13 protein-coding genes and 1 tRNA gene are annotated in these 12,786 nt (G+C 51.2%); 11 read left to right on the top strand and 3 right to left on the bottom strand.

The window, feature by feature from the left end:
* Nucleotides 1–8 precede the first annotated feature (8 nt).
* The 8 genes from V0R60_RS13430 (at nucleotide 9) to V0R60_RS13395 (ending at nucleotide 8,736) form a co-directional block, all read left to right on the top strand.
* Nucleotides 9–83, top strand: a tRNA-Gln gene (locus V0R60_RS13430).
* Nucleotides 84–130: 47 nt separating this feature from the next.
* The gene (locus V0R60_RS13425; RefSeq protein WP_028944092.1) at nucleotides 131–1,072 is read left to right on the top strand and encodes a ribose-phosphate pyrophosphokinase; all 942 of its coding nucleotides are present in this window, start codon (nucleotides 131–133) and stop codon (nucleotides 1,070–1,072) included.
* Nucleotides 1,073–1,210: 138 nt separating this feature from the next.
* Nucleotides 1,211–1,810 carry a 50S ribosomal protein L25/general stress protein Ctc gene (locus tag V0R60_RS13420; RefSeq protein WP_136478177.1) on the top strand — a complete coding sequence of 200 codons (600 nt, stop codon included), beginning with the start codon at nucleotides 1,211–1,213 and terminating at the stop codon, nucleotides 1,808–1,810.
* 73 nt (nucleotides 1,811–1,883) lie between these two features.
* Nucleotides 1,884–2,468: an aminoacyl-tRNA hydrolase gene (gene pth, locus V0R60_RS13415; protein WP_136478178.1), complete on the top strand. Its 585-nt coding sequence runs from the start codon at nucleotides 1,884–1,886 to the stop codon at nucleotides 2,466–2,468.
* Between the two features lie 21 nt (nucleotides 2,469–2,489).
* Nucleotides 2,490–3,590: a redox-regulated ATPase YchF gene (gene ychF, locus V0R60_RS13410; RefSeq protein ID WP_136478179.1), complete on the top strand. Its 1,101-nt coding sequence runs from the start codon at nucleotides 2,490–2,492 to the stop codon at nucleotides 3,588–3,590.
* 121 nt (nucleotides 3,591–3,711) lie between these two features.
* Nucleotides 3,712–4,974, top strand: a complete 1,263-nt coding sequence (locus V0R60_RS13405; RefSeq protein ID WP_302028788.1) for a tyrosine-type recombinase/integrase — start codon at nucleotides 3,712–3,714, stop codon at nucleotides 4,972–4,974.
* Nucleotides 4,967–6,691: a site-specific integrase gene (locus tag V0R60_RS13400; protein ID WP_302028790.1), complete on the top strand. Its 1,725-nt coding sequence runs from the start codon at nucleotides 4,967–4,969 to the stop codon at nucleotides 6,689–6,691. Before V0R60_RS13405 ends, V0R60_RS13400 begins: the two co-directional genes overlap by 8 nt.
* On the top strand, nucleotides 6,688–8,736 hold the full coding sequence (locus V0R60_RS13395; protein ID WP_302028791.1) for a hypothetical protein: 2,049 nt from the start codon (nucleotides 6,688–6,690) through the stop codon (nucleotides 8,734–8,736). The genes V0R60_RS13400 and V0R60_RS13395 overlap by 4 nt, the downstream gene beginning before the upstream one ends.
* A 624-nt stretch (nucleotides 8,737–9,360) precedes the next feature.
* On the opposite strand, the gene V0R60_RS13390 is transcribed toward V0R60_RS13395, so the two are convergent.
* On the bottom strand, nucleotides 9,361–9,660 hold the full coding sequence (locus V0R60_RS13390; RefSeq protein WP_302028793.1) for a helix-turn-helix domain-containing protein: 300 nt from the start codon (nucleotides 9,658–9,660) through the stop codon (nucleotides 9,361–9,363).
* 88 nt (nucleotides 9,661–9,748) lie between these two features.
* On the opposite strand from V0R60_RS13390, the gene V0R60_RS13385 reads away from it, so the two are divergent.
* The 3 genes from V0R60_RS13385 (at nucleotide 9,749) to V0R60_RS13375 (ending at nucleotide 11,482) form a co-directional block, all read left to right on the top strand.
* Nucleotides 9,749–10,201 (top strand): hypothetical protein, encoded by a 453-nt coding sequence (locus V0R60_RS13385; protein ID WP_302028794.1) that lies wholly within the window; start codon nucleotides 9,749–9,751, stop codon nucleotides 10,199–10,201.
* A complete protein-coding gene (locus V0R60_RS13380; RefSeq protein ID WP_302028795.1) occupies nucleotides 10,198–10,695 on the top strand; it encodes a hypothetical protein in 498 nt (165 codons plus the stop codon). Before V0R60_RS13385 ends, V0R60_RS13380 begins: the two co-directional genes overlap by 4 nt.
* A 454-nt stretch (nucleotides 10,696–11,149) precedes the next feature.
* Nucleotides 11,150–11,482, top strand: a complete 333-nt coding sequence (locus V0R60_RS13375; protein ID WP_302028797.1) for a DUF2790 domain-containing protein — start codon at nucleotides 11,150–11,152, stop codon at nucleotides 11,480–11,482.
* A 67-nt stretch (nucleotides 11,483–11,549) separates the two neighbouring features.
* Here the strand turns inward: V0R60_RS13375 and V0R60_RS13370 are convergent, their stop codons facing one another.
* Nucleotides 11,550–12,005 (bottom strand): DUF411 domain-containing protein, encoded by a 456-nt coding sequence (locus tag V0R60_RS13370; protein ID WP_302028798.1) that lies wholly within the window; start codon nucleotides 12,003–12,005, stop codon nucleotides 11,550–11,552.
* Nucleotides 11,995–12,786, bottom strand: coding sequence for a c-type cytochrome (locus V0R60_RS13365; RefSeq protein WP_302028799.1), 792 nt, complete (start codon nucleotides 12,784–12,786; stop codon nucleotides 11,995–11,997). Before V0R60_RS13365 ends, V0R60_RS13370 begins: the two co-directional genes overlap by 11 nt.

Genomic DNA, 12,786 nt, shown 5'->3' with positions numbered 1-12,786 from the left:
ACAGATACAGGGGCGTCGCCAAGCGGTAAGGCAGCAGGTTTTGATCCTGCCATGCGTTGGTTCGAATCCAGCCGCCCCTGCCATTTTCCTATACTCATCCAGGTATACCCTCAGCCTTCAGGTACTGCGCGTGTCCAAGATGATGGTCTTTACGGGGAACGCTAACCCCGATCTGGCTCGGCGTGTCGTACGTCAGCTGCATATCCCACTGGGTGATGTTTCTGTCGGTAAGTTCTCCGACGGCGAAATCAGCACTGAGATTAATGAAAATGTTCGTGGTAAGGACGTTTTCATCATTCAGCCGACTTGCGCGCCAACCAACGATAATCTGATGGAACTGGTAGTGATGGCCGACGCCTTCCGCCGCTCCTCAGCGTCCCGAATCACTGCCGTGATTCCTTACTTCGGATATGCCCGCCAGGATCGCCGTCCGCGTTCGGCGCGTGTTGCAATCAGCGCCAAAGTTGTCGCTGACATGCTCACCGTCGTTGGTATCGACCGTGTTCTCACCGTCGATCTGCACGCAGACCAAATCCAGGGTTTCTTCGATATTCCGGTAGATAACATCTACGGCTCCCCCGTTCTGGTGGATGACATCGAAGACCAGCGTTTCGAGAATCTCATGATCGTGTCCCCGGACATCGGCGGCGTCGTGCGTGCACGAGCTGTTGCCAAGTCGCTGGGTGTCGATCTGGGTATCATCGACAAACGCCGTGAAAAGGCCAATCACTCCGAAGTGATGCATATCATCGGCGACGTCGAAGGACGTACGTGTATTCTCGTCGACGACATGGTCGATACCGCCGGCACTCTGTGCCACGCGGCCAAGGCTTTGAAAGAACACGGCGCTGCCAAGGTTTACGCCTACTGCACGCACCCTGTCCTGTCGGGTCGAGCGATCGAGAATATCGAGAACTCCGTGCTGGACGAACTGGTGGTAACCAATACCATCCCGTTGTCCGCTGCTGCACAAGCCTGTGCACGTATCCGTCAACTGGATATCGCACCGGTTGTTGCTGAAGCGGTCCGCCGCATCAGCAATGAAGAATCGATCAGCGCAATGTTCCGCTGAGGGTCCTGCCCTCGCGAAACGCTCGTTGACGAAAAGCGCCCCGCCCCAACACCTGTTGTTGGGGCGGGGCTTTTTTGCCCACCCCGTTTGGCGCTGGTCGCAAACGCCTGCGGGAGATGGCTATTTTGGAGATACAAAATGACTGAATTCACTCTGAACGCCCAAGCGCGTAACGACCTGGGGAAAGGTGCGAGCCGCCGCCTGCGTCGTCTCGCCTCCAGCATCCCTGCCGTAGTTTACGGTGGTGACAAGGAAGCTCAATCCCTGACCATCGTGGCCAAGGAAATCGCCAAACTGTTCGAAAACGAAGCTGCTTTCAGCCACGTGATCGAACTGAACGTTGACGGCGTCAAGCAAAACGTCATCGTTAAAGCGATGCAGCGTCACCCTGCCAAGCAGTTCATCATGCACGCTGACTTCGTCCGCGTTGTTGCTGGCCAGAAACTGACCGCCAAAGTACCGGTTCACTTCGTCAACGAAGAAGCCCCGGTCAAGAAAGGTGGCGAAATCTCCCACGTAGTGGCCGAGATCGAAGTTTCTTGCGAAGCCAAGGACCTGCCTGAGTTCATCGAAGTCGACCTGGCTAACGCCGAAGTCGGCACCATCGTTCACCTGTCGGACCTCAAAGCTCCGAAAGGCGTCGAGTTCGTCGCTCTGGCCCACGGCAACGACCTGGCTGTTGCCAACGTCCACGCTCCGCGTGTTGCGCCTGAAGCTGCAGAAGGCGCTGCTGAGTAATTTCAGCACGCCGGTGTTGATCGGGTTACAGTGCCCCGCACTGTAACCCCAACTCCAAGGAAGAGCCCCTGACGTGACCGCCATCCAACTGATCGTCGGCCTGGGAAACCCTGGCCCCGAATACGAACAGACCCGGCATAACGCAGGGGCTCTTTTCGTAGAACGTATTGCCAGCGCCCAGCGTGTCAATCTGACTGCTGACCGCAAGTATTTCGGCCTGACAGCTAAATTCAGCTTTCAGGGCAACGACGTTCGTCTGTTGATCCCGACCACCTTTATGAACCGCAGCGGCCAGGCCGTTGCTGCACTGGCGAACTTTTTCCGCATCCCGCCAGATGCCATCCTGGTGGCTCACGACGAACTCGACCTGCCTCCTGGCGTCGCCAAACTCAAGAAAGGCGGCGGCCATGGTGGGCATAACGGTCTGCGCGACATCATTGCGCAGCTCGGCAACAACAACGACTTTCACCGTCTGCGGCTTGGCATTGGCCACCCGGGTGACAGCAGCAGGGTCTCCGGTTTTGTCCTGGGCAAGGCGCCGCGCGCCGAGCAGGAAAAGCTGGACGCCAGTATCGATTTTGCCCTCGGCGTGCTGCCGGACATCCTCGCCGGCGACTGGACGCGTGCGATGAGAGAGCTGCACAGCCAGAAGGCCTGACTCCACGAAGAGGGATTCACCATGGGTTTCAATTGCGGCATCGTCGGTTTGCCCAACGTCGGCAAGTCCACCCTGTTCAACGCCTTGACCAAATCCGGCATCGCGGCAGAGAACTTCCCCTTCTGCACCATCGAGCCGAACAGCGGCATCGTGCCGATGCCTGATCCGCGCCTGGACGCCTTGGCGGCCATCGTCAAGCCGAACCGCGTGCTGCCGACCACCATGGAATTCGTCGACATCGCAGGCCTGGTAGCCGGTGCATCCAAAGGTGAAGGCCTGGGCAACAAGTTCCTGGCCAACATCCGTGAAACCGACGCCATTGCCCATGTGGTCCGCTGCTTCGAAGACGAGAACGTGATTCACGTTTCCAACAGCGTCGACCCCAAGCGTGATATCGAGATCATCGACCTGGAACTGATCTTCGCTGACCTCGACAGCTGCGAGAAGCAACTGCAAAAGGTCACGCGTAATGCCAAAGGCGGTGACAAGGATGCCCTGGCCCAGAAGGCTGTCCTGGAAAAGCTGATTCCGCACTTCACCGAAGGCAAGCCTGCGCGCAGCCTGATGAAGGACATGGCAGATGACGAGAAGGCACTGATCCGTGGCTTCCACCTGCTGACCAGCAAACCGGTCATGTACATTGCCAACGTTGCCGAAGACGGTTTCGAGAACAACCCGCTGCTGGACGTTGTTCGCGCCATCGCTGAAGAAGAAGGCGCCGTCGTGGTACCGGTGTGCAACAAGATCGAAGCAGAAATCGCCGAGCTCGACGAAGGCGAAGAAAAAGACATGTTCCTCGAGGCCCTGGGCCTTGAAGAGCCTGGCCTGAACCGCGTGATCCGGGCGGGCTACGGTCTGCTCAACCTGCAGACCTACTTCACCGCAGGTGTACAGGAAGTTCGCGCCTGGACCGTACGCATCGGCGCCACCGCCCCACAGGCCGCTGGCGTGATCCACACCGACTTCGAAAAAGGCTTCATCCGTGCCGAAGTGATCGCCTATGACGACTTCATTCAGTTCAAGGGTGAGAGCGGCGCGAAAGAAGCTGGCAAGTGGCGCCTGGAAGGCAAGGACTACATCGTCAAGGACGGTGATGTGATGCACTTCCGCTTCAACGTATAGTGTACGACCATTGACATCCACCCTTTGTGTGCCACGCTATGGACACACAAAGGGGTGGTGATTTCCTCAGACGACGATAGGGTTTTGATTGCCCCAGCGTCGCCAGACTCTGGGGGTGTCAATGGCAAATCTAGAGCACTTGGACTTCCAACCCTGGCGAGAAGTCCAAGCTGGTGAAACACTTAGCTGGGAACCTGACGGTATTGCCGACAGGGTACAGCGCCTACCTCAGATTTTCTGGAAGAGTGGCGAAGGCTGGACTGAAGCGAACCTGTGGGCTTTAGACAAGGTTACAAACCAGCGTTGTAATGTCCAAACAGCAGAAAGCCTGATGAAGCACCTGCATTCATATGCAGGTTTTCTTGAGGAGCACGGACTCGACTGGCGCCACTTTCCCCTTCGCATGTTGGAGCGCGCAGTAGTGCGCTTTCGCGGTACGCTCATCCGCCTGATTGAATCAGGTGATCTTGCCCCAAGCACTGCACGATCCAGAATCAGCGCAATCGTCCAATTCTACCGATTTGCCGCTGATCAAGAGTTCATCCAACCGACTACGCACATGTGGCGTGAGCGCGCTGTTGTACTTCCATTTTACGACACGCACGGCTTCAAACGAGCGCTCACCCGCTTTTCAACTGATCTTTCTATCCCCAATCGCCCCGCATTAGGTGAGCGTCTCGAAGACGGTCTTACTCCGCTTAGCGAAACGCACATGAATCAACTCCTTGCTTTCACAGCGTGCGAAGAAACCGAAGAACTCCACCTCATGCTTACAATCGGTTTCTTCACCGGGGCTCGACTTCATACAATTTCCACACTACGCATTGAAAATTTAGAAAATGCGACTCCAGACTCTTACATTGAGAATATATTTCTTATCCGAGTAGGACCTGGCACAAAAGTAAAGACTAAATTCAATGTCACAGGTGACCTGCTAGTTCCAAAAGCTCTGTTAGATGAACTTAAACGCTACGCATACTCAGTAAAGCGCCTAAAGCGAGAGGCGAAGGCATCTCATTCTGACAAAACTCTGCTTTTCCTAACTTCACGAGGTAATCCGTACAGCAACACCACCATAGGAACACTAATTAGTGAACTACGGCGCAAGGGTCGCGACGCAAACTTGAAATTTATAGATAGCTTTAAGTTTCATCAGACACGGGCTACCTATGGTACGTGGCTTATGAAATTAACGCTAAGCCTCACAACACCTGCAGCTGCAATCGAGTTCGTAAAAAATGCGATGCATCACAAGCAAGAAACTACGACATTTAAGTACATAAAGTTCCTTGAAAGCACAAAAGGCAAACAGGAAGCCGCACAAGCATTTCATGAAATTTTTACTGGCTTGAAGAATAGAAACTGGGGTGATTTCGATGCTTAACGCCAGTTCCACCCCTAATCTTACTTTCCCTACTATACAACTTGGACGCACGGAAACCCCCTGGAACCTCTTATGCTTGTTATATCACGGGGGCGCGGGCCGTCCTGTTCGCAACGTTCTACAGGAGATTAAAGATGGAAAACTTGGCAAACCTATAGAAGAACGCATAGAACTTGTAACTAAAATACATGAAAACCTACATACGAAATTAATCAGCGGCGGAAGCAAATTCAGTGCCTACGGAAAAATCTCGCGCATAAAGTCAATGTTCAAATGGGCCGAGAGTGAATGCCTCCCGTTAAATATTATTTCTATCCAGTCGACCTTTCTGGCTTGGACTGACTACCTGCTTTATAGGCAGCAGATACGCAAAGACCTTAGTCAATCATCTGCCTATCAAAGTGGAGATGACGTAGGCGTGGTGCTTGACGAGATTTTAAACCGAGGCAGCCCTCTAATCTCAATCACACGTTTACGTATGCCACGGCGGCGTAAGACTGCACAAGGCATAGCAGCCGAGAAGCAAAATCTTGCAGAAACATATTCTTTTGGGCATTTTCTGCAAGATATCTGTGACGCCCTAACTTTCGACGTCGTTATGAGATCTCCCCTTCCTGTACGCATCCCCTTGCGCGATGGAGGCGAACTAATCGAGTGGTCCGGATATAACTCAAAATCCCTTCAGCGGCACCGCGAGTCTTTCAAGCTTGGTTACAGAAGCAAGAGCCAAGAAAAAAGCTTTGCAAATTTTGCCGCCTATGAAGCCGACGGGACTCTACGTACCCGACATCCGCTGATAAATAGAAGGATAGAAGCAGAGCTATTGATGTTCATTGGCCAAACAGGCATGAACCTCTCTCAAGCTCACAAACTTAAATTCCGTCATTTTTCCTACACCAGCCACCTTGACGGATACCAGATACGTGATCGAAAGGCACGAAGAGGTGGCGAAGTTCTATTCGAGATTTTTAAAGAATACAAACCGCACTTCGAACGTTATCTGTCGTGGCGACGTCAAGTTTGTCCTGACTCAGATGCTATCTTCCCCTTAACTCGGACACTTGGCCGTCCTTTCGAAACTCGCCCTCATTTTAACCTAAGACACGCCTGCAAGAATATTGGAATTAAATTTGTCTCACCTCAAAAGCTGAGAAGCACGCGAGTAAACTGGTTGCTACGCCAAACAGGTGATGCAAATCTAACTGCAACGATGGCTCAACACTTAAAAGAAACGCTCTTGGAAGTTTACGAACACCCAAGCCAACAACGCGCTATTTCTGAAGTCATACGTTTTTGGTCTATGAACGACCCCTCACTTATTCGTACTGAATCTGTGGCGCCAGGTGAGTGCGATGGAAATCCTGTTCGTTCAAATACCTTATCCAATAATATGCTATCGCCGGACTGCATCCGTCCTTCTGGGTGTATGTGTTGTGAACATCACCGGGACATCGACACCCCAGATTATGTCTGGTCTTTGGCGTGTTTCAGACATCTAAAAATAATAGAGCTGTCGAAATTGGTACAGGGAAAGAAGCAGAGCGAAGCCCATCCAGCTGAGCTGATAATTGAAAGGATTTCAAAGAAACTCACTTGGTTTGACGAGTCAAACCCATTACGAAGACAGTGGCTGACCGAAGCGCTCGCTAGAGTGGAAGAGGGAAACTATCATCCAGAGTGGCACAGAAGGATTACTTCCGTGGAGGAGTCACCGTGAAGACGCTGGAGATGCTCGGCTTAAGACGAACTTGCGACTGGTTGAGTCCTAGCAGCCAATCATTCCGACCTCCCAGCTGGCCCCCACCAGAAGATTGGACTGTAAGCGAGGACCAGACAGGTAAGGTGCTTTCACGATGGGGGGATGCTCTGTGGGATATATCACCATGGGCTGGCAGGCGGATGATCCTGGATTTCGGTGATGACTGTATCAATGCTAACTATAAATCCGGACGTAGAGCAAAATCCTTAGATCCTGCTAACGCGCGGCTACTCCGCATTATAACCACTTGGCGAATGTGGGGTATCAAATCTTGCATCAACGCGAATAGCCTTAAAGCTATATTTCATATAATACGCGATTTAATAAGCATCTGCAGCGAAAATAATATTCTCGCAAGTGATCTTCCACGCCACCCAAAAATTCAGGAAAAAATACAAGAGAGCTTAACAGCTCGCAAACTTGATGTAGCAATTTTAGAACTGCATCGCCTGTGGGACAACCGAGAACACATAGGCTTTTTTATCGCGGATTTAACAACAATAAAACGATTATCCACAACACGCCGAACGCATGAAACCGAACAAACCGCATATATTCCTCCTCGCATTTGGACTTACCAAAATGAACGACTACGAGAGTGCATAGACGATTACCTATTACATCAGGAAGAAATTGAAAATTGCTTTAACTTTTGCTTAGATGCATATGTAGCTAACGCAGGCTCACTTGAAGATGCCGTTACAAAGCACCTTCCTCACAAACCCTTCAGCTTTGAAAAGCACCCCAAAAACACTAAGTCGACGCATATTTATTATGGCCGCTTTGACACGACCGCAAAGCGCTTCGGGATCTTTGATCTTATTAGCCGGTGGATTAGCGTTTCTCCGAAAGGAATGAAAATTAAAAGTTTTTCGGCTTATTTTTCATTAGTTCAGATTGTATGCACGATTTATATTGCCAACTTTACGCTTCAACGCCGTAACGAAGCCGGCTCCTTGCGCACCGACTGTCTTATTTGGGAGACTGATGAAAAGCTAGGGCGAATACCTATAATTTGCGGCGAAACCACAAAGACTGAGCAAGACAGCGATGCACGATGGCCAACTAGCCCAAGCGTAGAATTTGCAGTTAAAGCTTCCACTTCAATAGCAAAACTCCGAATGCGCTGTATAGCGGCAAATCCAGCTACGCAGGTAAAGAAATACGACATTGAAAACCCGTATATTTTTGACCGTGCCTCAGAGCCGTGGGGCAGCAATAAAAACTTATTCCAATCTTACTCCACCAGAGTACACATAACCGATTACAAGTCGCTCTGCGGACGATTCAAACTGCTATTCGACAATGACAAACTTCGCATAACTGAAGAAGATCTGCGCATCGCCAAGATGCTTACGCCAAATTTAAATGAAGAATTTTCGGCAGGATGTATCTGGAGGTTAAGTTGGCATCAACTCAGACGCACTAGCGCAGTCAATATGTTTGCAAGTGGCTTAATTTCGAATCCAACACTACAATTCTTAATGAAACATGTCTCAAGATTGATGCCGCTATACTATGGTAGCGGCTATTCCAAGCTACTACTCAATGAAGAAGTAGCAGCCGTCATAACTAGCACCATGTACGAAGTACTAGCAAATAAGCTACAACTAGCCTTCAATAAAAATTTTGTATCTCCATACGGAGAAGAGCATAAAGACGCCATCTTTATTAACTTGATCACCGGGAAAGATATCAAGTCTTTAACTGCCGCCGCTCGTCGAGGTCAAGTTTACTTGCGAGAAACAATTGTTGGGGCATGTACATTTCGAGGCACATGCCTGTACGGGGGTATCGAATCCGTTTCACCGTGCACCGGCGGTGACGGCAATCCGCCCTGCCCCGATGCACTCTATGATCGTAGTAAAGCAGTTGCAATTGAGAGAGAAATTGAAGAAATCAACCAAGAACTGCCCATCATTGCATCAGACAGCCCTAAATACAAATCGCTCCTGGCGGAGCGACAAGGCATGGAGAACTTTCTGAATGTCGTTAAAAAATGAGCCTCTAACTGCGGAACAACGGTTTCGCCAAGCATTTGAGCGTCTTAAAGCCAATGCCCCACAAATTCTAAAGCGAGGCAGTCAGGTTTCGCAGAATAATGTGGCTAGAGAAGCCGAATGCGATCCAAGTGCCCTTCGCAAATCGCGGTTTCCTTCGCTAATTCGAGAAATCCAAGCGTATGTCGAAATCAGTTCAGCAGAAAGGCCGTCAAAGAGAAAGGCCCAGCGCCGACAACGTGAACTCCGATCTGACCTCAGGATACGCTTAAACGTCGTTACTGCTCAGCGAGACATTGCTCAATCACAGTTAATTAGTGCACAGCAGCGCGTGCTCGAACTCACGTCAGAATTACTGTTAGTTAAAGAGCAGCTGGCAATACTGCAACCAGTCATAGACTTGAAGCGACGCCCCCTGCCAACGACATTGCCTGACTCTCCCGGCACGCGCTAAGGCTGATTTTTCAAGCGAGGTCTCGAGGAGCTCTGCTGACAGACATTTTCTTCACAAGCTTCGAAGCACGCTTGCGCTGCTTACCAGCTGGCCTTTATAACTGAATAAGGCTTGGATTTACTTTCTCCATCAAATTAGCAAATCGTTCAATATCTCCCGACCGGCCTCCTCGATCATGCATTTGGAGATCTGTCCTGCCAGCCCATGGAGCACAATTCGTCTTGAATCTGAGCCAATAAAACGGACACGTCTATCTGCCCCTGAATCAAATAGGCAGCCGCAAGCAGCGTCAAAGGATGCACATCCATGGCTGCTGAGATGGCATCAACCTTTTCAATAGTTGGCGATTTCAAACCGCGCTCGAGCGTGCTCATGTAGGTCCGACTGCTCACATCTGAGAAGTCCTCTTGAGTCTTTTTTTGAAGGTTGCGAACCCGCTTCAAAGCCTCGCCGAAAGCGACATTCAGTTCCATTTGTAACACCTGACAAAAGGAACGATGAAGCGTCAATGAACACTTTAGAGCTACAATCTATAGTATTCATTTTGAATCAGAGGTCACTATGTTCCTCACCTTCGAGCATGCAGAGTCACCCGTGGGCGCACTGATGCGTGGCGGGCACATGTGGCGCTACGTCGAATACCTGACGGAGCACCCTTGGTTCTACGTTACCCTGATTGAATCTGATGAAGATTCAGTTCGGCAGACCGTCTACCTAATCCCCTTGTTGGAGGACCTGCTTGAGCTGGTGCAAGCTGACGATCAAGGCTTGAGCATTCTTCACGTCTTTTTGGTTAGCCCAGGTAGCTTGAACGGCTCCGGCAGTTGGAAGATGGATGAGTTGATCGAAATTAAGCGAGCCTACGGGTCGGAACGCCAATGCTTGGTATACAGCGTTCATCCGGGTGTCGATTACTTTGAAAATGACCTTGACCAGGATGCTAGCGAAGAAGAGCCGGAGGTTATTTTCAGCCTTCGAAGCTGCGACTCCGCTAAGCAGCAAGCTTCCGTATGAACAACTACCGGTCAGTGTCGGTACCGCCTGAGCAAATCAGGAGAGCTTATCTTGATTGTGAGTTCACCTCGCTGGATGACTACAGGGAGCTCCTTAGCCTGGCACTGGTTGTACCCAATGGGCCTGAGTTTTATGTCGAAATTGAAGGCGGCTGGGTTAGAAATGATTGTTCGAATTTTGTCCAGCGGGTGGTGCTTCCCCAGCTCGATTGGGAAAGGCACGGCAGATCTTTATCCGCAGCGACTAATGAACTTCAGGATTGGTTAGGACAGTTTGCTCGCCTCGAAATCATAAGCGATGCCCCACAGTTGGATTGGCCACTGCTGGTGCGCCTGGCCGGTCCTCAAGGACTTCCGAATGGCATTGTTGCTCGCTCGATCTCCTATGCAAACCAAAAATTGTTGAGAAATTTAGAATTTCCGCATCATGCGCTTCTGGACGCCAGATTGATCGCTCATTTCATGGAGACGCTAGAGGAGTCAGGCAACCTCTAAATCAAAGCAAGTGATGATGGGAGAAATCCGTCTGGCCAACTCACCTGTACTGCTCGCTTTAGGGTCCACAGAGTTCAATCTATGTCACCAACTTCCGTCCCGGGGCCACCCTTCTCCAATGCAACCTAAATTGACAGCGGGCCTTCAGCCCGACTGTCCACATTCCATGAAACGTGGACACGTCAACAATCTGCTCGCCGGAGAAATCAACCCTAGATTTGGGAGCCATCTCAGCGAATCAAAACGGCTGCCCGCCCATGCAGCCTTATGCGCACTGGATCTAAAGAATAAAAAAAGCCGTAGAATTTTAACTACATGATATACAACGTCTTTTTTAATCTCGGATACCCTTCCGCTATGCTTGAGCTCGACTTACGAAGATGTAATCGGCCCATCACTCGAGCGACAGCTCCATCCCCTTAAGATTCAGTCACGCCAAATCGGAGTGATGAATATGAAAACTATCAAAGGTGTTGCCGCTTTACTGATCCTGACGGCTTCTTCGGCCGCACTAGCTGAGGGCGGCTCCGACCGTTTGCACGGGAAGATGATTCAGGCAAATGAACAAGCTATGCGCGCTTATGCCACTGCTAATGGAAAAACCCCACCAGAGGTAACCCACTATCGCTACGGGATGCAACTCGACATTGCGAAAGTGATCAATGTGACCTCGAACCGGGGTACCTGTGACGTGATGCCGGCGCAAATGACCTATGAAGACTCGACTGGAAAGCTCAACATCCTTGAGTACCGTACAGCCGGCATAGGTTGCCGTGGTCAGAGTTGACCAATCATAGTGGCCTCCCCACAACAAAAACGGCGCCTCCAAGGCGCCGTTTTTGTTGTGGGGAGGGTTAGTGGCCTGGATATTCTGCAACCACTTCATCACCTCCGCTCTTGGTGAGGCCGATGACCTGATAAGCATGCATGACGCCATCCACTTCCATCCCTGGGGAGCCTGCGGGCATCCCTGGTACGGCAATGCCAAGCAGGTCTTTTCGTTTTGCTAGCTCACGAACCTGTTCAGCTGGGACATGTCCCTCGACAAACTTTCCGTCGAACACTGCGGTGTGACAGGACGCTAAACGTGGCGCGACCCCGAGTTTCTGCTTTACAGCACTCATGTCAGTTTCGACGTGATCAATGACCTTGAAACCATTCTGTTCCATGTGTGCAACCCACTTTTTACAGCACCCGCAATTTGCATCCCGGTGCACATCGATCGTGGTTGGCACGGCTGCGTAAACTGGCGGTAGCAATAGAAAAGCAGCAAGGGCGGTCAACCTCAGGAAGCGGCTTTTAGCTTTCATGGGAATGCTCCTTTCCATCGCTGTGAGTATGAGTCTTCGGAGTCGGCTTGGAGTGATGATCACTATCAGCTTCGGCCGCGTCATGACCACTGTGATGGTCGGTGCCAGGCTTGGCGCTGGTGGGATCAGCGGAAGGTGAATGATGTGCCTCCGCTTGCTCCATATCGTGATGGCCTCCTGCGGAGGCAGGCTTGCTGTGGTGGTCAGACTCATTCCCGCCATGCTGGCCTTCATGGTTGTGCATCTCACTTTCCCCACCGCCGTGCTGATGCCCGCCACTGGTTGCTACCAGCGCTTTGTACTGTTCAGCGTTCATCTGCGGTAGTTGGTCCAGGAAGGCGACAATGCCCCAGATGTATTGGTCACCCATACTCTTGCCCCAAGCAGGCATGCCGGTGGCCTTGATACCGTGCTTGATGGTCCAGAACGCAGCGGCGGGACCATCGTCTAAGCCAATCTTGGTGAGGTTGGGAGGAGACGGATAAAGTGCTTGGCTGAGCTCAGTCTTATCAACCCCTGGGGCGAGGTGACAACCGATACACATAGCATTGTAGTTCCCGGCGCCAGTACGAATAAGGGTTTCATCCTTTAGATTCGGTACCTCGATATCTCTTGCACGAACCTCGATAGAGCGATCCCGCGCCATGGAGAGGAATGCATGGACTGCCGGAAAGTGAGGATCATCAGCACCGACGTTGACCAGGCCGAAATACGCGACCCCCAGCACAGCCGCACTACCCACGGCGCCTGCTGCCACAAGCGTTGTAATTGTTTTCTTCAT

This window comes from Pseudomonas auratipiscis (genome assembly GCF_036324085.1).
In the GTDB taxonomy this organism is placed as follows: Bacteria; Pseudomonadota; Gammaproteobacteria; order Pseudomonadales; family Pseudomonadaceae; genus Aquipseudomonas; species Aquipseudomonas auratipiscis.
This window is presented reverse-complemented; position numbering and strand designations above follow the sequence as displayed.